17 protein-coding genes and 4 tRNA genes are annotated in these 18574 nt (G+C 70.0%); 14 read left to right on the forward strand and 7 right to left on the reverse strand.

Annotated features, from left to right (window positions below):
• Window positions 1–418: 418 nt before the first annotated feature.
• The gene (locus tag ACFWX1_RS38580) at window positions 419–868 is read right to left on the reverse strand and encodes a hypothetical protein (protein WP_378394796.1); all 450 of its coding nucleotides are present in this window, start codon (window positions 866–868) and stop codon (window positions 419–421) included.
• 82 nt (window positions 869–950) lie between these two features.
• On the opposite strand from ACFWX1_RS38580, the gene ACFWX1_RS38585 reads away from it, so the two are divergent.
• Window positions 951–1694, forward strand: a complete 744-nt coding sequence (locus ACFWX1_RS38585; protein ID WP_378394797.1) for a hypothetical protein — start codon at window positions 951–953, stop codon at window positions 1692–1694.
• On the opposite strand, the gene ACFWX1_RS38590 is transcribed toward ACFWX1_RS38585, so the two are convergent.
• The 4 genes from ACFWX1_RS38590 to ACFWX1_RS38605 all read right to left on the reverse strand — a co-directional run bounded on the left by ACFWX1_RS38590 (window position 1673) and on the right by ACFWX1_RS38605 (window position 2479).
• Window positions 1673–1747: transfer RNA gene (locus ACFWX1_RS38590), tRNA-Val, on the reverse strand. The two genes, ACFWX1_RS38585 and ACFWX1_RS38590, sit on opposite strands and share 22 nt — an antisense overlap.
• Before the next feature lies 1 nt (window position 1748).
• A tRNA-Cys gene (locus tag ACFWX1_RS38595) sits at window positions 1749–1819 on the reverse strand.
• Between the two features lie 23 nt (window positions 1820–1842).
• Window positions 1843–1915: transfer RNA gene (locus ACFWX1_RS38600), tRNA-Gly, on the reverse strand.
• Window positions 1916–2053: 138 nt separating this feature from the next.
• Window positions 2054–2479 carry an SsgA family sporulation/cell division regulator gene (locus ACFWX1_RS38605; protein ID WP_005159130.1) on the reverse strand — a complete coding sequence of 142 codons (426 nt, stop codon included), beginning with the start codon at window positions 2477–2479 and terminating at the stop codon, window positions 2054–2056.
• Window positions 2480–2865: 386 nt separating this feature from the next.
• Between ACFWX1_RS38605 and ACFWX1_RS38610 the strand changes: the two genes are divergently transcribed.
• The 5 genes from ACFWX1_RS38610 (at window position 2866) to ACFWX1_RS38630 (ending at window position 8683) form a co-directional block, all read left to right on the forward strand.
• Window positions 2866–2937 (forward strand) — tRNA-Val (locus tag ACFWX1_RS38610).
• Between the two features lie 722 nt (window positions 2938–3659).
• Window positions 3660–5192 (forward strand): sugar transferase, encoded by a 1533-nt coding sequence (locus tag ACFWX1_RS38615; protein WP_378394798.1) that lies wholly within the window; start codon window positions 3660–3662, stop codon window positions 5190–5192.
• A gap of 162 nt (window positions 5193–5354) precedes the next feature.
• The gene (locus ACFWX1_RS38620) at window positions 5355–5960 is read left to right on the forward strand and encodes a malonic semialdehyde reductase (RefSeq protein WP_378394799.1); all 606 of its coding nucleotides are present in this window, start codon (window positions 5355–5357) and stop codon (window positions 5958–5960) included.
• 114 nt (window positions 5961–6074) lie between these two features.
• Complete coding sequence (gene thrS, locus ACFWX1_RS38625) at window positions 6075–8153, forward strand: threonine--tRNA ligase (RefSeq protein ID WP_378394800.1); 2079 nt, start codon at window positions 6075–6077, stop codon at window positions 8151–8153.
• On the forward strand, window positions 8150–8683 hold the full coding sequence (locus tag ACFWX1_RS38630) for an HIT family protein (RefSeq protein ID WP_378394801.1): 534 nt from the start codon (window positions 8150–8152) through the stop codon (window positions 8681–8683). The genes thrS and ACFWX1_RS38630 overlap by 4 nt, the downstream gene beginning before the upstream one ends.
• Before the next feature lie 76 nt (window positions 8684–8759).
• Here the strand turns inward: ACFWX1_RS38630 and ACFWX1_RS38635 are convergent, their stop codons facing one another.
• Window positions 8760–9308, reverse strand: coding sequence for a YceI family protein (locus ACFWX1_RS38635; RefSeq protein ID WP_378394803.1), 549 nt, complete (start codon window positions 9306–9308; stop codon window positions 8760–8762).
• Between the two features lie 114 nt (window positions 9309–9422).
• Here ACFWX1_RS38635 and ACFWX1_RS38640 point away from each other — a divergent pair, with 114 nt between their 5' ends.
• The 6 genes from ACFWX1_RS38640 (at window position 9423) to ACFWX1_RS38665 (ending at window position 13788) form a co-directional block, all read left to right on the forward strand.
• Entirely contained in the window at window positions 9423–9953 is a 531-nt protein-coding gene (locus ACFWX1_RS38640; RefSeq protein WP_378394804.1) for a MarR family winged helix-turn-helix transcriptional regulator, read from the forward strand.
• Between the two features lie 98 nt (window positions 9954–10051).
• Entirely contained in the window at window positions 10052–10687 is a 636-nt protein-coding gene (pgsA, locus tag ACFWX1_RS38645) for a phosphatidylinositol phosphate synthase (protein ID WP_378394805.1), read from the forward strand.
• A 2-nt stretch (window positions 10688–10689) separates the two neighbouring features.
• Complete coding sequence (locus ACFWX1_RS38650; RefSeq protein ID WP_378394806.1) at window positions 10690–11601, forward strand: phosphatidylinositol mannoside acyltransferase; 912 nt, start codon at window positions 10690–10692, stop codon at window positions 11599–11601.
• A gap of 27 nt (window positions 11602–11628) precedes the next feature.
• Window positions 11629–12774: a glycosyltransferase family 4 protein gene (locus tag ACFWX1_RS38655; protein ID WP_378394836.1), complete on the forward strand. Its 1146-nt coding sequence runs from the start codon at window positions 11629–11631 to the stop codon at window positions 12772–12774.
• Window positions 12771–13253, forward strand: a complete 483-nt coding sequence (locus ACFWX1_RS38660; RefSeq protein WP_378394807.1) for an NUDIX hydrolase — start codon at window positions 12771–12773, stop codon at window positions 13251–13253. The genes ACFWX1_RS38655 and ACFWX1_RS38660 overlap by 4 nt, the downstream gene beginning before the upstream one ends.
• Window positions 13254–13278: 25 nt before the next feature.
• Window positions 13279–13788: an XdhC family protein gene (locus tag ACFWX1_RS38665; protein ID WP_378394808.1), complete on the forward strand. Its 510-nt coding sequence runs from the start codon at window positions 13279–13281 to the stop codon at window positions 13786–13788.
• A 10-nt stretch (window positions 13789–13798) separates the two neighbouring features.
• On the opposite strand, the gene ACFWX1_RS38670 is transcribed toward ACFWX1_RS38665, so the two are convergent.
• Window positions 13799–15907: an elongation factor G-like protein EF-G2 gene (locus ACFWX1_RS38670; RefSeq protein ID WP_378394809.1), complete on the reverse strand. Its 2109-nt coding sequence runs from the start codon at window positions 15905–15907 to the stop codon at window positions 13799–13801.
• A 175-nt stretch (window positions 15908–16082) separates the two neighbouring features.
• Between ACFWX1_RS38670 and ACFWX1_RS38675 the strand changes: the two genes are divergently transcribed.
• Together ACFWX1_RS38675 and pdxS are read left to right on the forward strand one after the other, a co-directional pair.
• Window positions 16083–17534, forward strand: a complete 1452-nt coding sequence (locus ACFWX1_RS38675; RefSeq protein ID WP_378394810.1) for an FAD-binding oxidoreductase — start codon at window positions 16083–16085, stop codon at window positions 17532–17534.
• Window positions 17535–17639: 105 nt separating this feature from the next.
• Complete coding sequence (gene pdxS, locus ACFWX1_RS38680) at window positions 17640–18554, forward strand: pyridoxal 5'-phosphate synthase lyase subunit PdxS (RefSeq protein ID WP_378394811.1); 915 nt, start codon at window positions 17640–17642, stop codon at window positions 18552–18554.
• Window positions 18555–18574 lie beyond the last annotated feature (20 nt).

Genomic DNA, 18574 nt, shown 5'->3' on the forward strand with positions numbered 1-18574 from the left:
AACCCGTCAGGACCGGTCAACGCCAGCCCTCGGGCCTTCGCCTCGGCCACCATCGCCGCCGCGGCGGCCTGCTCCGGCGACAGCTCCCGCGCCGGCTTGGAATCACTCTTGCGTGGACTCACAAGGTCCGATGTCATCACTCACAGTGCCCATCCCGCCGGACCTCAGCCCGGCGTGTCGGGCCGGAAACACCGATCTTGGAACACTCCCCGTCGAGTCCCCAGGATGGCGAACAGGGCCAGCGAAATCGCCGGCAGTCGTCGGTTTCGTGACGCTCGTGGACGAACCTCGCTTCGACAATCGACGTAGGCAAGCTCACAAGGGGACCCGGCGCTCCGAGGGGGAGGTGGGCGCCGGGGTCAACGTCCACAGTAACCGCGCGACCGGTGCGCCGTCGTTCTCGACCGTGCTGCCCCGGTCATGATGTCGGCGCGTGCGTGTCGAGGGTGGTGATCCAGGTGCGGGCGTCGTCGGCGTGGTTGCGCAGTAGCCACCACATCCGGGGGACGAGCTGGGTGGGGACGGCGACGTTGTTCGCGCGGAGGGCGGTCACGAACGCGCGCTGGGTGTAGTGCTCGACCGGTGTGCCGAGTGCGTCCAGGGTGTCCAGCGACTGGGCGAGGACGGTGACGAACTTCTTGAGCAGGTCGAGTTTGACGTTGAAAGCCGGTGTCTGCCCGGCACGCAGATAGGCGGTGTTGACCGCGGCCCACAGTTCGATCGTCGGATAGCTCCACCCTGCCCGGTTTTTCTGCTGCTGCGGTGCGTGTTCGCCGAGATGTTCGATGAGGGCGCGGTTGACGGCGTCGCGGGTCGGGTAGTGGGCTCCGCGTGTGCTCGCGGTGTCCCGGATCAGGGTCCAGGGCACGGTATCGCTGTGCCAGTGGACGTTCAGGACGTGAACCAGGACGTCCAGGAATGGTTCTGGCCCAGAACCGGGCACGCAGCTAGTGCCGGATAACGTCGTTCAGGTCGTAGACGCCCAGAACGTCGACATCGCCGGAGTCCACATCGACGGTGCCGGGGCGCGTCCGGGGCCGACCCGTCCGGCGACACCGCGGCGTCGGAAGGCGAGGAAGAAGGGCCGTACCAAGACGCCGGCCGGAATCCGGTCGGTCGAGCTGCCGCCGAGTATCGCGGTGTTCTACGAGGAGCTGATGGACAGCCACCGGTACCCGTTCGTGTTCTCGACTCCCGAGGGGAATCCGCTGCGGTGGTCGAACTTCCGGGGCCGGTTCTGGCGACCGGTATGGGACGGCACGGAGACAGGCATGGTGGTCCCGCCCATCCGGCCCGGCCTGACGTTCCACGAAGGACGGCACAGCCACTCGACCTGGCTGGCCGAAGACGGGATCCCCGAGGTGGCCCGCCGTGCCCGGCTCGGCCAGAAGATGAAGGGCATGGGCCGGATCTACGACCACGTGACACCGGAGATGCGCCACCAGATCCTGCAGGCACTCGAAGCCCGCTGGTGGTCGTCGGTGACGGCGTTGCTGCCCAACGAGCGCCAAGGCGACCACGCTTTGCAGGGCGACCACGCTGGTTCAGGAACCGACCGCACCGTGGGGGTGGGGGGGGGCGGGGCGCCCCCCCCCCCCCCGCGTCAGCACGCACCACGAGCACGGGAAAGAGGCGCCCCCGAAGGGGACGCCTCTGAACAGCACAACCCGAGTGGTGCGCGATACTGGGATTGAACCAGTGACCTCTTCCGTGTCAGGGAAGCGCTCTCCCGCTGAGCTAATCGCGCGAGGTGGAGACGGGATTCGAACCCGTGTACACGGCTTTGCAGGCCGTTGCCTCGCCTCTCGGCCACTCCACCGTGCAAGGCTCGCGAGCCTTCCGAGCGGACGACGGGATTCGAACCCGCGACCCTCACCTTGGCAAGGTGATGCGCTACCAGCTGCGCTACGTCCGCACTTCCGCGGATCCGGGCTTCCGGTTCAAGGCCCCCGGCCTTGTTCCTTGCCCCGTCTCCGTGGTGTGTAAGTACATTATCGGATCCGGGAAACCGGTCCGACACCGGGGTGTCATCTCGCCGCCGCGGGCCGGTTGATCAGGCCAGATCGTTCGGGATGAGGTGGGTGAGCGCGTCGTCGACGTCGACCCACAGATGCTCGTTGCCCGGCAGCACGACGTCGTAGGTGCGGTCGAGGAAGTCGGCGAGTTCCTGGGCCGACGCCTCGAACATGGCGTGCCCGGAGGGGGAGTTGAGCTCGATGAGCACGGACTCGGGATCCTCGACCGAGGGGCGGATGCGGACGTCCCCGTCACCCGCGTCGGCGAGCAGGCCGTCCGCGAGGAGGTCGCGCGCGTAAACCCACTCGACCCAGCCTGCGCGGCCGGTGCGGAAGGCGGCCACGACCGCGTAGGGATCGCGGGTGTCGTAGCGGAGCTCCACCTTCACCGGAACCGCGGGAGTCCGCGGCGCCAGCAGGTCGAAGACCGCCGTCGAGCGGAGGGTCACGTGATCGTTGCGCATCGTCCTACCTTTCGTCTCCCTTCCCGGCCCGGCCGACCGAGGACGATGGTGAGACGCGCCAGGAGGCCGATTCGATCGCGGGTTCTCCGGAGATCACCCGTCTGGGGTCATCGGCCCCCTGTGGCGCTCGTCAACGTCCACGACGCGCAGCCTTCGCGTGCGCCTGCGGGCAGGCCACACGTACATACTGCGCGGTTTAGCCGCCGTGCGATAGCACCGTCGCACGGACGCCGATCGGCGCGTCGGGCGGCCCCGGGGCCCGATGACCTCCGTTAGCTCGGGGTTGTTCGCTCCGTACCTGCGGTTATGCGGAGGGTGGTCGCTTTGAACCACCCGTTTGCAGGCCCCCAAAAGTCGTGTTGTAGAGTCTGTTTCACACCGCGAGGGGGCGATTAGCTCAGCGGGAGAGCGCTTCGTTCACACCGAAGAGGTCACTGGTTCGATCCCAGTATCGCCCACCCCCACAAGGCCCCGGACCTGCAGGTCCGGGGCCTTGCGCGCTTTTCCCCGGCCACTTCGGCACACCCCGGTTTCCCGCACTCGGCGGCACTCTCGGCCGCGGCGGCCGGAGCGCCCCCTTCGCGACGGCGGACGACCTCGGACGGCCGATGTGATCCTGCGCACTCCCGCGCTCGCGTGCGGTCCAGACCACTGAGAACGCGCGTGGCGGCGGTCACGGTGAGTCGCGCCCGCGCCGCGGCGGACGGCTCCCCGGGACGGGCCGGATCTGTGACGAAAAGGTGTCGCGGTGACAGGTTTCCGGAAAGTGTCACCGGACGGTTACCGGCTACCCTTCGCGCGCCCCGGTGTTCCATTGTGGACGGCCGGGAACTCGATCGTCCACAATGGAGAGTCGAGGGGCAGGCCGCGGGGCGTGGTCGGTTAGTCTCTCGCATTGTGCCCGCGGTGAATTTTCCTGCTACGTTCAGTAGTTATCGAAGGGGATACGTCTTACTCCGAGTCGTCATCATCCCGTTATATTGACGCCATTCTTTCGCCGGGACGACCTTCGGGATGTGGCGGAAAATCCTTGTAACGAAGCGCCGAGAGGTGCCGATACCTTGGCGAGCGTCGCTCGTTGGGCGCCAGGACGAGGATGAGTGCCGATTACCCGGCGCAATCATTCTCGTTCACGCAGAGTGCTGACGGAGACTCTATTTCCCTGGTTTCGGGAGGTCTGATGGAAGAGTCGGTGCGGCCTTCGTCCACGGTTCGGACACCGCCGCCGCACATCGACCTCCAGGCTGTTCCCCGCCCGGCGGAAACAGCGGCCGAACCCGCCGATGTGCTCGAACCCGGCACGGCGCCGCTGTCGAGAACAATGCCCGCGGCGTGGGAAAGACGGTACTGGGCCTGGGTGGTCGGCAGTGACGTTTTCGCGGTCGCGCTGGTGATCGCCGTGAGTGCCTACATCATCGATCGGGTCGCCCCGCACGACATGCACGCGTTCGGCACCGCGGCCGCCGTCCTGTGCTCGCTGCCGTTGAGCCGCGCGTGGAGCCAGCGGGTGCTCGGCGAGGGGGCGGAGGAGTACCGGACGCTCGGCCGCGGCCTCATCCTCGCCGCGGTCGTCGTCGCCTTCGGCGGGCTGTTGTTCGGGGCGCTGGAAGTACAGCCGTGGGTGTTCATCGTGGTGCCGGCGATCGCGCTCGTCGCCTTCCCTCAGCGGTACGTGCTGCGCCAGGTGCTGCACCGGCGCCGCCGCCACGGCCGGTGCCTGCTTCCGGTGATGGCCGCGGGGAGCGCGGACACGGTCGCCGACCTGATCGAGCGCACCCGTAAAGAGGCGCACGTCGGCTGGCGGGTCGAGGCGGTGTGCACGTCCGGCACCGGCGCCGAGCGCGACAGCGGGGAGATAGAAGGTGTCCCCGTGGTCGGCGAGCTCGACGAGCTGGCGCGGCACGTCCGCCGCGGTGGTTACCGGGTCGTCGCGATCACCGCGGACCAGTACTGGAGCCCGCGCCGGCTGCAGCAGCTCGCCTGGGACCTGGAGGGCACCTCGGCCGAAATGGTCGTCGCGCCGGTGCTGATGGAGGTCGCCGGCCCCCGGCTCAACGTCTCCGGTGTGCTCGGCATGCCGTTGCTGCGGGTCACCGCGCCGAGCTTCAGCGGCGGACGCCGGGTGGTGAAGGAGATCGTCGATCGCTGTGGGTCGGCCTTCCTGCTGACGCTGCTTTTCCCGCTGCTGCTCGTGATCGCCGTCGCGGTCAAGCTCGGTGACCGCGGCCCGGTGATCTACCGTCAGCGCCGGGTCGGCCGCGACGGCGCGACGTTCACGATGCTCAAGTTCCGGACGATGGTCACCGACGCCGACCGGATCCGGGCGGCGCTCGAAGCCGACAACGAGGGTGCCGGGCCGCTGTTCAAGATGCGCCGGGACCCGCGGGTGACGCCGGTGGGCGCGATCCTGCGGCGCTACTCCCTCGACGAGCTGCCCCAGCTGATCAACGTGCTGACCGGGCGGATGTCGCTCGTCGGCCCGCGCCCGCCGCTGCCGGAGGAGACGGAGAAGTACGCGCCGGACGCGCGGCGCCGTCTGCTGGTGAAGCCGGGGCTCACCGGGCTCTGGCAGGTGAGCGGCCGCAGCGACCTCACCTGGGCCGAGAGCATCCGGCTGGACCTGCGGTACGTGGAGGACTGGTCGCTGGCCCTGGATCTGGTGATCCTCTGGAAGACCTTCCGCGCCGTGGTGTTCGGCCACGGAGCCTATTGACGCCCCACCCGCGTTTCCTCGCACGGCCGCCGTTTCCCCGACCGGGACGGCGGCCGTCGTCGTCTCCGGCTGTGATCCACCGCATATCCGGCCGTCCGGGAAATAGTGAAACGCTCAACTAGGTTGGTCATGGGAGACCGGCGAGTGAAAGGAACCAGCCCCATGACCACGACCGAGACCGCCCTCCAGCTTCCTGCCGACGTCCAGGACCTGCTGTTCCGCGAGGCGCGCACGGCGAACAGCTTCAGCGACGAGCAGGTCACCGATGAGCAGCTCCGTGCGATCTACGAGCTCATCAAGTGGGCGCCGACGTCGATGAACACCCAGCCGCTGCGGGCGCTCGTCATCCGCACCGACGAGGCGAAGCAGCGCCTCCTGCCGCTGCTGTCCGAGGGCAACCGCGCCAAGACCGAGGCCGCCCCGCTGACCGTCGTGTTGGCCGCCGACGTCGACTTCCACGAAAACCTGCCCCAGCTGTTCCCGCACTTCCCCGGTGCCAAGGACGTCTTCAGCGAGGAGCCGGGCCGGGTCGAGGTCGCCAAGCTGAACACCGCGCTGCAGATCGGCTACTTCATCATCGGCGTGCGGGCCGCCGGGCTGGCCGCCGGCCCGATGACCGGCTTCGACGCCGAGGGCGTGGACAAGGAGTTCTTCGCCGACCGGCCGTGGAAGTCGCTCGTCGTGGTGAACATCGGCAAGCCGGGCGAGAACCCGTGGTTCGACCGCCTGCCTCGGCTGTCCTTCGACGAGGTCGTCGAGTCGCTCTGACCTGCGCGTTGTCCCTCGCGTAATGCGGATGAGGCCGGGCACCGGCGGCAGATAACATGACGGAGATGTCAACAGCAGTTGGCATCTCCGTCATCCGTCTCCGAGGAGCCGACCGTGTCCCAGCAGCCCCCAGTTTCCGTCGTACCCGCCGCGCGCGTGGTGGTATCGGCGGGCACTACGGCCGGGGCCGCGGTCCGCGAAGCGGGATTGCCTGTCAAGGGGCCGGACACCGTCGTCGTGGTGCGCGACGCCGAGGGCAAGCTGCGGGACCTCTCGTGGGCGCCTGAGGCCGACGCCGAGGTCGAGCCGGTCGCGGCGAGCACCGAGGACGGCCGCAGCGTCATCCGCCACTCGGCGGCGCACGTGCTCGCCCAGGCGGTGCAGCAGCAGTTCCCGGACGCCAAGCTCGGCATCGGGCCGCCGGTGAAGGACGGGTTCTACTACGACTTCGCCGTCGACACCCCGTTCACCCCGGAAGACCTGCAGGCGCTGGAAAAGCGCATGAAGCAGATCGTCAAGGGCGCCCAGCAGTTCTCCCGCCGCGTGTTCGACTCCGTCGACGAGGCGCGCAAGGAACTCGCCGACGAGCCGTTCAAGCTCGAGCTCGTCGACCTCAAGTCCGAAGTGGACGCTGTGGACACCTCTGAGGTGATGGAGGTCGACAGTAGTGCTTCTGGCGAGCTGACCATCTACGACAACCTCGACCCGCGGACCAAAGAGAAGGTCTGGGGCGACCTGTGCCGCGGCCCGCACGTGCCGACCACGAAGTTCATCCCGGCGTTCAAACTGACCAGGGTCGCCGCGGCGTACTGGCGGGGGAGCGAGAAGAACCCGCAGCTGCAACGGATCTACGGCACCGCGTGGGAGTCGGCCGAGGCGCAGGACGCCTACCTGGAGCGGCTCGCCGAGGCTGAGCGGCGCGATCACCGCAAGCTCGGCGCCGAGCTGGACCTGTTCTCATTCCCGGACGAGATCGGCTCCGGGCTCGCCGTGTTCCATCCCAAGGGCGGCATCATCCGCCAGGAGCTGGAAGACTACTCGCGGCGCCGCCACGTCGAGGCGGGCTACGAGTTCGTGTACTCGCCGCACATCACCAAGGGCACGCTCTTCGAGACCTCGGGGCACCTGGACTGGTACCGCGACGGCATGTATCCGGCGATGCACCTGGACGCCGAACTGGACGACGAGGGCAACGTCCGCAAGCCGGGCCAGGACTACTACCTCAAGCCGATGAACTGTCCGTTCCACGACCTGATCTTCCGCTCGCGCGGGCGGTCGTACCGGGAACTCCCGCTGCGGATGTTCGAGTTCGGCTCGGTGTATCGCTACGAGAAGTCCGGCGTGGTGCACGGGCTGACCCGCGTTCGCGGTATGACGCAGGACGACGCGCACATCTTCTGCACCCCCGAGCAGGTGCCCGGCGAGCTGAAGTCGTTGCTGGACTTCGTGCTGAACCTGTTGCGCGACTACGGTCTCGACGACTTCTACCTGGAGCTGTCGACCCGCAACGACGAGAAGTACGTCGGCACCGACGAGATGTGGGCCGAGGCGACCGAGGTGCTGCGGGTGGCCGCCGAGGACTCGGGGCTCGAACTCGTGCCGGATCCGGGCGGCGCGGCGTTCTACGGCCCGAAGATCTCCGTGCAGGCCAAGGACGCACTGGGCCGCACCTGGCAGATGTCGACCATCCAGCTGGACTTCAACCTGCCCAAGCTGTTCGAGCTGGAGTACACCGCGGCCGACGGTTCGCGGCAGCAGCCGGTGATGATCCACCGCGCGCTGTTCGGTTCGATCGAGCGGTTCTTCGGCGTGCTGACCGAGCACTACGCCGGTGCGTTCCCCGCGTGGCTCTCGCCGGTGCAGGTGGTCGGCATCCCGATCACCGCCGATCAGGTCGAGCACCTGCAGGGCGTGGAGAAGGCGTTGCGCGCCAAGGGAATCCGCGTGCAGGTCGACGCGAGTGACGACCGGATGCAGAAGAAGATCCGCACCCACACCACGCAGAAGGTGCCCTTCATGCTGCTGGCCGGGGCGAAGGACGTGGAGGCGGGCGCGGTGTCGTTCCGGTTCCGTGACGGCACTCAGGTCAACGGCGTGCCCGTCGCCGACGCGGTGGAGGCCGTCGCCGGCTGGATCGCCCGCCGCGAGAACAGTTCGCCCTCGGCCGAGGCGCTGGAGACGATCCTTCGGTGAGCGAAGCGGAAGGCCCCGGTCTCGTCGAGCAGGACGGGATCGGGGTCCCGGACGCGTTGCAGCGGTTGTGGACCCCGCACCGGCTCGCCTACGTCCAAAGTGGAGGGAAGGACGAGGGCTGCCCGTTCTGTTCGCTGCCGGGCAAGGATGACGAGGCCGCGCTGATCCTGGCGCGCGGGGAACTGGTGTACGCGGTGCTGAACCTGTACCCGTACAACCCCGGTCATCTCATGGTGGTGCCCTACCGGCACATCCCGGACTACACCGACCTGACGCCGGAGGAGACCCGCGAGTTCGCGGAGTTCACCCAGCACGCGATGCGCGTGGTGCGTGCGGTCTCCGCCGCGCACGGGTTCAACATCGGGATGAACCAGGGTGTCGTCGCCGGCGCGGGGATCGCCGCGCACCTGCATCAGCACGTCGTGCCGCGGTGGGGCGGCGACGCGAACTTCATGCCGGTCGTGGGCCACACGAAGGTGCTGCCGCAACTACTCGGCCAGACACGGAAACTCCTCGCCGACGCCTGGTAGACCCCGGGAAATGCCGTTAAGGCCACCTTGCGGACGTCCGGCGCCCGTAAGGTGGCCTTGACGGCATGGGGCGAGTTCAGCCCTGGAGGTAGGCCTGCAGCTCGATGTCGATCTTGACCTTCTCGGACAGGAAGGCGTTGCCCTCCGGGCCGATGCCGAAGTCGCGGCGGTTGACCGTCGTGCTGGCGGACACGCCGAGCGTGGTCGCGTCGTTGTTGGCCGGGTTGACGCCGATGCCGTTGAACTCCGCCTCGAGCGTCACCGGGACGGTCTTGCCCCGCCAGGTCAGTTCGCCGTCGAGGAGGTAGTCGTCGCCGCCCTCGGCGCGGATCCCGGTCGAGGTGAAGGTGATGGTCGGGTGCTCGGCGACGTGGAAGAAGTCCTCCGCCTTGAGGTGCTCGTCGCGCCCGTCGACGCCGCTGGCCACCGAGGCGGCGTCGATCTCGACGGTCACCGACGACTCGAGGATGTCGTCCGCGGTCACGACGGTGCCGGTGAACGCGGTGAAGTTGCCGCGCGACTTCGCCAGGCCCAGGTGCTTGACGGTGTAGGCGATGTTCGAGTGCGCGGTGTCGATCGTCCACTTGCCGGCGATGTAACCGGGGATCTCCGTGGTGGCGGTCATCAAGTCTCCAGTGGTTCTGCGTGGTGGGTCCAGGTTCGCGCTCGTATGGTTGAGCGCTCAACCGAAGTGTAGCGTTACCTAGTTGAGTCCTCAACTAGAGGTACTATGGGAACCATGTCCGAAACTCGATGGCTCACGGCGGGGGAGCAGAAGGTCTGGCGCGAATTCGGTCAGGCGATCGCGATGCTCCAGGCGCACCTGGAAGGCCAGCTGCAGCACGATTCGGGCATGCCCTATACCTACTACGAGGTCCTGGTCGCGTTGTCCGAGGCCCCCGGCCGCAGGCTGCGGATGAGCGAACTCGCCGACAAGCGACGTTCGTCACGCAGCAGGTTGTCCCATGCCGTGTCCCGGCTGGAGGCGAACGGCTGGGTCCGCCGGGAGTCCTGCCCGACCGACAAGCGCGGGGCGTGGGCGGTGCTGACGAAGGAAGGCTTCGCCGCGCTGGAGGAGGCGGCGCCCGGACACGTCGAGGCCGTCCGTGAGAGCGTCTTCGACCCGCTGACCGAGGACCAGGTGGCCGTGCTGGGCGAGATCAGCGCCGCGATCCGGCGGCAGCTTTCGCCGCGGTGCGCGGCGGCCGCCGCGGCCGAGGAGGCCGCCGAGTACGCGGGCGAGGTCATGGAGCTGCCGAAATCCAGCTGACCCCGGCGGGTCGGGGGCGGGTACGCGGGCGGCGCCGGGCGGTGTCGATAGGCTTCGCACGCCCACCCGAACCGGCAGCCAGGTGCAACAGAGAACCGATGCTCAACATCTTCGCGCGTACGTCCGTTTCCCGCGTCACCGATCCGATCGGCCAGGCGCTGGTCAGGGCTGGGCTGACCCCGAACGTCATGACCGTCGTGGGCACCGCGTGCGCGATGGTGTCCGCGCTGGTGTTCTTCCCGAACGACATGCTGCTGTGGGGCACGTTCACGGTGTGGGGCTTCGCCATGCTGGACCTGCTCGACGGCGCGATGGCCAGGGCCCGCGGCTACGGGACCCCGTTCGGCGCGGTGCTCGACGCCACCTGCGACCGGCTGGTCGACGGGGCGTTGTTCGCGGCGATCGCCTGGTGGTGCTTCGTCCGCGCGGGGAACGAGCGGGCCGCGGCCGCCGCGTTGATCTGCCTCGTCCTCGCCCAGGTCATCTCGTACGTCAAGGCCCGCGCCGAGGCGTCGGGGCTCGAGGCGGACGGCGGACTGGTCGAGCGGGCCGAGCGGCTGATCATCGCACTGGTCGGCACCGGGCTGCAGGGCTTCGGCGTGCCGTACGCGGTCGAGGCGTCGCTGTGGCTGCTCGCCGTGTTGTCGGTGGTGACGCTGCTGCAACGGGCGGCGGCGGTGGCCGCGGCCGCGCGGGCAGCGGGATCCGGTGACGCGCGGCCAGGGGGAGCGTGACCATGACGTCGCTGTCCGAGCGGTTGAGCGCGTTCGGCTACCTGACGGCCTGGCGGCTGGCGGGCTGGATGCCGCGTTCGGCAGGCTCGGCGCTGTTCTCGCTCGGCGCGGATCTGGCGGTGCGGCGCGACGGCGGCGGTGTCCGGCAGCTGCGGCGCAATCTCCAGCGGGTGGTGCCCCAGGCGGACGGGAAGGAACTCGACGAGCTGACACGCCGGGCGATGCGGTCGTACGCGCGCTACTGGCTGGAGACGTTCCGGATGCCTTCGACGGACCAGGGCGAGATCCGCGGGAAGGTCATCGCCACCGGCGCGGAGAACGTCGACGCCGCGCTCGCCGAGGGCAACGGCGCGGTGATCGCCTTGCCGCACACGGGAAACTGGGACGCCGCGGGGGTCTGGCTCGCCGGGCACACCGGCGGGTTCACCACGGTCGTGGAGCGGCTCAAACCCGAGTCGCTGTACCGCAGGTTCGTGGCCTACCGCGAGTCCCTCGGCTTCGAGATCGTGCCGCTGACCGGGGACAGCTCCAGCATGCGGGTCCTGCTGAGCCGGTTGCGCGAGAACAAGGTCGTCTGCCTGGTCGGGGACAGGGATCTCTCCGGCAGCGGCGTCCCGGTGAAGTTCTTCGGCGAGCAGGCGCGGTTGCCGATGGGCCCGGCCCGGCTCGCCGCGACCACCGGCGCGGCGCTCATCCCGGCGGGGTGCTGGTTCACCGAGGACGGCTGGGAGGTGCGGATGCACCCGAGGATCCGGGTCACCAACCGGGCCGAGGTGCCCGCGGCGACGCAGGCACTCGCGGACATCTTCGCCGCCGACATCGCCGCGCACCCAGCCGACTGGCACATGCTCCAGAAGTTCTGGCCCGCCGACCTCGAAGCCGCCGAACAGCTCAGCGCCAGCGAAGCGAGCTGACCCGTGGACTCCTTGCCGGCACACGTGATGAACATCGGCATCGTGTGCCCGTACTCCTTCGACGTGCCCGGTGGCGTGCAGGGGCACGTGCTCGACCTCGCGAAGGCGCTGATCGCGCGCGGTCACCGGGTTTCGGTGCTCGCGCCCGCCGACGAGGACGCCGTCCTGCCGGAGTTCGTCTGTCCCGCCGGGAAGGCGCTCGGCATCCCGTACAACGGGTCGGTCGCGCGGCTGCAGTTCGGCCCGGTGTCCTACGCGCGCGTGCGGCGCTGGCTGCGCGAGAACGACTTCGACGTGCTGCACCTGCACGAACCCGCGGCGCCCAGCCTTTCGCTGCTGGCGCTGATGGTCGCCGACGGGCCGATCGTCGCCACCTTCCACACCGCCACCCCGCGTTCCCGCACCCTTTCCGCGTTCCAGCCGGTGCTGCGACCGCTGCTGGAGAAGATCACCGCGCGGATCGCCGTGTCCGCGCTCGCCCGGCGGGTCCAGGTGGAACACGCGGGCGGTGACGCGGTGGAGATCCCGAACGGCGTCGACGTCGGCTTCTTCGCCCGCGCGAAGCCGCTGGACGGCTACCCGCGAGCCGGGGGGACGGTCGGATTCGTCGGCCGGTTCACCGAGTCCCGCAAGGGAATGGGCGTGCTGCTCGCGGCGTCGCGGATGCTGCTGGACGAGTTCGAGGAGCTGCGGCTGCTCGTCGTCGGCCGTGGTGACCCGGAGGAACTACGCCGGGAGGCGGGGCCCGCGCTGGCGCCGCACATCGAGCTGCTGGGGCAGGCCGACGACGAGACGAAGGCCCGCGCGCTGCGCAGTGTCGACGTCTACTGCGCGCCGAACACCGGGGGCGAGAGCTTCGGGATGATCCTCACCGAGGCGATGGCCGCGGGGACCCCGGTGCTCGCCAGCGGCCTCGACTCGTTCCGCCGGGTGCTCGACGACGGAAAGGCCGGGATGCTCGTCGAAACAGGGGACGCCGCCGCGCTCGCCGGCGGACTGCGGGAGCTGCTCGGCGATCCCGCCCGCCGGGCCTCGCTCGCGGCCGCGGCGGGGGAGCGGGTCACGATGTACGACTGGCCGGTGGTCGTCACCCAGGTGCTGCGGGTCTACGAGACCGCGGTCGCGGCCGACCCGCGCCGGGTGGGCGCCACGGACCGGGAGCCCGTGCGGTGACGGTGCTGGGCTGGCTGCTGCCCGTGGTGGCGGCGATCGTCGTGCTGGGCGGGCTGTTCCTGCTCGCCACCGCGAACCGGCTCGACCGGCTGCACGTGCGCACCGACGCGGGCTGGGCGGCACTCGACGCCGCGCTGGCCCGCCGGGCGGTGGTCGCCCGCGCGGCCGCCGTCGTCCTCGGCGAGGACGAGCTGCGGAAGGCGGCCGAACGCGCCGAATCGGCGGCGCGGCCGGACCGGGAGGCCGAGGAGAACGAGCTGACGCTGCGGCTCGCGCGCGTCGACCGGGCCCGGCTCCCCGCGGCGCTGGCCGGCGAGCTGACCGACGCCGAACACCGCGTCGTCATCGCCCGCCGCGTCCACAACGACGCCGTCCGCGACACCCTGACCCTGCGCCGCCGCCGCAAGGTCCGCTACTTCGGCCTCGCCGGCACCGCGCCGCTGCCCGAATACTTCGAAATCGCCGAACCCGACCTCTGAACACGCGAGATGCGAGACTGAGCGCATGACTGGACCGGAGGCGTGCGAAGTCGCGCATGGGAAAGCCGAAGCGGAGCACGAGAAGCGGACGCTGGTCGCGGTGTTCGCCTCGCCGGTGGCGCGCTACCTGCTCGCGTACGGCCGCGACGTCGGTTACGACGTCGTGCTGTTCGAGCCCGACGCGGCGCGCGCGACCGATGTCCCGGAGGAGTTCGAGACGAGCACGACGGTGCCCGAACTGGACGACACCGCCGACGTCGTCGTCACCGACCACCACCGCGCGGAGCTGGGACCCGTGCTCCAGGCAGCGTTGTCGGGCCGGGCCCGCTGGATCGGCGTGCTCGGCAATCCCCGTCATCCCGGCCCGCATGTTGCCGCGCTGAAGGCACTCGGCGTCGCGGACGCCGACATCGCGCGAGTGCACCGGCCGGTCGGGCTCAACATCGGTTCCCGCACCCCGCCGGAGATCGCGATCGCGACGATCGCCGGGCTGATCGCCGACCGGACCGGGCGCCCCGGCGGGTTCGTGTTCTAGGGTTCGCGTGCTACCGGGCGGCGACTCCTTCCGGCATCGGCTCGAACCGGGCGTGACGCCGGGTGAACGTCGCCGTGCCCGAGGTCATCGAGCGCAGGTCGATCAGGTACCGCAGGAGTTCCGACGCGGGCACCTCGGCCCTGATCATCGTGCGGCCGCCCTGGCCGGACTCCGTCCCGAGCACCCGCCCGCGCCGGGACGAAAGATCGCCGAGCACGGTCCCGAGGTGGTCGTCCGGGAGGTGGATCTCGACCTCTTCGAGGGGCTCGAGCAGCGTGATGTGCCCGGCGGCGGCCGCCTCGCGCAGGGCGAGGGCACCGGCGGTCTGGAACGCGGCGTCGGAGGAGTCGACGCTGTGCGCCTTGCCGTCGACGAGCGTGACCCGCACGTCGATCACCGGATGCCCGTCGACGAGCCCGCGCTGCAGCTGGGCCCGCACGCCCTTCTCCACGCTCGGGATGAACTGGTGCGGCACCGCGCCGCCGACGACCTTGTCGACGAACTCGAACCCGCCGCCGCGTGGCAGCGGTTCGACCTCGATGTCGCACACCGCGAACTGCCCGTGCCCGCCGGACTGCTTCACGTGCCTGCCGTGTCCCTTGGCGGGTTTCGCGAACGTCGAGCGCAGGCTGATCTTCACCGGTTCGGTGTCGACGTCGGCACCGCCCGCCCGCAGCCGCGAGAGCACGACGTCGGCGTGTGCCTCGCCCATGCACCACAGCACCAGCTGATTGGTCTCGGCGTTGCGGTCCAGCCGCAGCGTCGGATCACCCGCGACGAGCCGGGAAAGGTTGCGCGCCAACGTGTCCTCGTCGCTGCGGGTCTTCGCCACGACGGCGACCGGCAGCAGCGGTTCGGGCATCGCCCACGGCCGCATCAGCAGAGGTTCCTCCGGATACGACACGGTGTCGCCGGTTTCCGCCGAACCGACCTTGGTCAGCGCGCAGAGATCGCCCGCGACGCAGTACGGGACTTCACGCAGGTTCGCGCCCAGCGGTGAATAGAGGTGCGCGACGCGTTCGTCGGCGTCGTGGTCCTCATGGCCGCGTTCGGCGAGCCCGTGTCCCGAGACGTGCACCGGCCGTTCCGGGCGCAGGGTCCCGGAAAACACCCGTACCAGCGACACCCGGCCGACGTAGGAGTCGACCGCGGTCCGCACCACCTCGGCGGCCAGTGGCCCGTCGGGGTCGGCCTTCAGGTCGGTGCGCGGCGCGCCGTCGGGCGAGGTGACGTCGGGCGGCGTGTGTTCCAGCGGCGACGGGAAGGCGCGGACGATCCCGTCGAGGATCTCGGCCAGCCCGACGCCGGTGTGCGCGCACACCGGGATCACCGGATGGAACGAGCCGCGTGCCACCGCGGTCTCCAGATCGGCGATGAGCGTGTCCTCGGCGATTTCCTCGCCACCGAGGTACCGGTCCATCAGGGTCTCGTCTTCGCTCTCGGCGATGACGCCCTCGATCAGCTCGTTGCGTGCCTGCTCCATCCTGGCCAGATCGGCCGGGTCGGGCTCGGCGACGCGGGGCGGGTGGCCCGCCGAGTAGTCGAAGTACCGTTGCGTGATCAGGCCGACGAGCCCGTCGCCCGCGGGCAGGTAGAGCGGGAGCACCCCCGCCCCGAACGCCGCCTGGCAGGCGGCGATCTCGGCCGCCGGGTCGGCGCGGTGGTGGTCGAGCCGGGAGACGACGACGGCGCGGGGCATCCCGACGGCGGCACATTCCTCCCACACCGCGACCGTGGCCGCGTCGACGCCTTCCGCCGCGCACACGACGAATAGGGCGGCGTCGGCCGCGCGGAGCCCGGCGCGCAGTTCCCCGACGAAGTCCGCGTAGCCCGGGGTGTCGATCAGGTTGATCTTGTACCCGTTGTGCAGCACCGGGGCCACGGCCAGCCCGACCGAACGCTGCTGGCGCACCGCGGCGGGGTCGTGATCGCACACGGTGGTGCCCTCGACGACCGAACCGGCCCTCGGCACGGTGCCGGACGCGGCGAGCAGCGCTTCGGTCAGCGTGGTCTTCCCGGAACCCGACGGCCCGACGAGCACGACGTTGCGGACCTTCGCGGGGTCGTCCACAGCGACGGCGGCCCCGGGATCGGAGTTCCTGCTCTGCTTTTCGGCCATGGCGGCCTCCTCACCGGACGGCTCTTCACTTGAGGTGTGTCCTCGATCACACACCCGTGGTGCCGCTCACGGCAAGGTGAGGCCCTCGGGACCAGCCGAATGGCCAGCTTTCGCGCTATGCTCACGGCTGCTCGCGGAGCGTGGCGGAACGGCTCGGGCGATCTCGGGGGAAGCGATGGCGCTCACCAGACGGACCTTTCTTCTCGCGACCGGTTCCGTTCCGGCCGTGCTGGCCGCCGCGGACGGGTGGCCCGGCCGCGATCGGTGGGAGCGGCTGAGGCGGCGGCTTTCCGGGCCGCTGTTCCGGCCCGCCGACGCGGGCTACGAAACCGCCCGCCAGGGTTTCATGGCGCTCTACGACCAGCGCCCCGCCGCGGTGGCGCGGTGCCTGCGCGGCGAGGACGTCCAGCGGTGTGTCGAGTTCGCCGCGGCACACCGGATCCCGATCTCCGCGCGGTCCGGCGGGCACAGCTACGCCGGATACTCCACTGTGGACGGTGGGCTGGTCGTCGACCTGAGCCGGCTGAACGCGGTGCGGGTGGGCCGGGACGGACGGGCCGAGATCGGTCCCGGTGCCCGGCTGGGTCCGATCTACGCGGCGCTCGGCGGTGCCGGACGGCTGCTGCCCGCGGGCACCTCCCCGGTGGTGGGTATCGCCGGTCTCGCGCTGGGTGGCGGAATCGGTGTTCTGGCAAGGAAATACGGACTCACCTGTGACCGTCTCGTGGCGGCGCGGCTGGTCACCGCCGACGGACGGCTGCACACGGTGTCCGCCGAGTCGGAACCGGATCTGCTGTGGGCGTTGCGCGGGGGCGGCGGCGGGAACTTCGGCATTGTCATCTCGTTCACCTTCGACACCGCGCCCGCGCTGGGGCTGAGCGTCTTCGAACTGGAGTTCCCGCCCGCCGCGATGGCGGCGCTGCTGGCGGTGTGGCCGGCCTGGCAGCAGGCGATGCCCGACGAGCTGTGGACGAACTGCGGGCTCGCCGCCGACCGGGTCGTCGCCGGTGGCTGTTTCGTGGGCCCGGCGGCGAAGCTGCGGCCGATGGTCGACGAGCTGGTGCGCCGGGTGGGGACGCCGCCGGTCAAGCGCGCTGAAGTGGAGAAGGACTATCTGGCCACGATGACGCACTACGCGGGCTGTGCCGATCTCGGCGGCCCGTCGTGCGCGCCCTCGTGGAACGGTGGCGGCGGTGCGATCGCCAGGGGCAGCTACGTGGCGGCGTCGCGGATGCTGCGCCGGCCGTTCACCGATCCGGACGCGGTCGCGCGGCTGTTCGGCGGCGACCCGGAGCTGTACACGATCATGGACGGTTTCGGCGGTGCGATCGCCGAGGTCGGGCCGGCGGAATCGGCGTTTCCGCACCGGGACGTGCTGGCGAGCATCCAGGTGCTGCACGGCGTCGCGCCGGTCCCCGGCGGGGAGGCCGCGGCCCGGCGCGCGGTCGGTGTGGTGCGGGACGGCCTGGGGGAGGACGCCGGCACCACCGGGTACGTCAACTACATCGACCCGGAGATGCCCGACTGGGCGCGGGCCTACTACGGACGGAACCTGCCCCGCCTGCGTGCCGTCGCGCGCCGGTACGACCCGGACCGCCTCTTCGCCTTCCCGCAGGGAGTGGACTGACCCTCGAAGTGGACTGGCCAGATAGTGGTCTACTGGCCTGCTTCAGCGGTCCACAATCGGCTTACGCTCGAGAGGTAACCACCGTGTTTCCCGAAAGGTCCAACCGTGTCTGAAGTCCAGTCCACCTCAGCCGTCCAGCCCGCGACGGGCACCGCCAAGGTCAAGCGCGGGATGGCGGAGATGCTCAAGGGCGGCGTCATCATGGATGTCGTCACCGCGGAGCAGGCGAAGATCGCCGAGGATGCCGGCGCGGTCGCGGTGATGGCGCTCGAGCGGGTGCCCGCGGACATCCGCGCGCAGGGCGGCGTCGCGCGGATGAGCGATCCCGACCTCATCGACGGCATCATCGAAGCGGTCTCGATCCCGGTGATGGCGAAGGCCCGCATCGGCCACTTCGTCGAGGCGCAGGTGCTGCAGTCGCTGGGGGTCGACTACATCGACGAGTCCGAGGTGCTGACGCCGGCGGACTACGCCAACCACATCGACAAGTGGGCGTTCACCGTGCCGTTCGTGTGCGGGGCGACGAACCTGGGCGAGGCGCTGCGCCGGATCACCGAGGGCGCGGCGATGATCCGCTCGAAGGGCGAGGCCGGTACCGGCGACGTCTCCAACGCGACGACGCACATGCGGCAGATCCGCGCGGAGATCCGGAAGCTGTCCTCGCTGCCCGAGGACGAGCTGTTCGTCGCGGCGAAGGAGCTCCAGGCGCCGTACGAGCTGGTCAAGGAGGTCGCAGGGAAGGGCAAGCTGCCGGTGGTGCTGTTCACCGCGGGCGGGATCGCGACCCCGGCCGACGCGGCGATGATGATGCAGCTGGGCGCGGAGGGCGTGTTCGTCGGCTCCGGCATCTTCAAGTCGGGCAACCCCGCGCAGCGCGCCGAGGCGATCGTGAAGGCGACGACCTTCCACGACGACCCGGACGTCATCGCGAAGGTGTCGCGTGGCCTCGGTGAGGCGATGGTCGGCATCAACGTCGAGGACCTCCCCGAGCCGCACCGCCTCGCCGAGCGTGGCTGGTAAGGACCCCGGTCGGCCGAGAG

The organism is Amycolatopsis sp. NPDC059021 (assembly GCF_042739895.1).
Lineage (GTDB): Bacteria > Actinomycetota > Actinomycetes > Mycobacteriales > Pseudonocardiaceae > Amycolatopsis.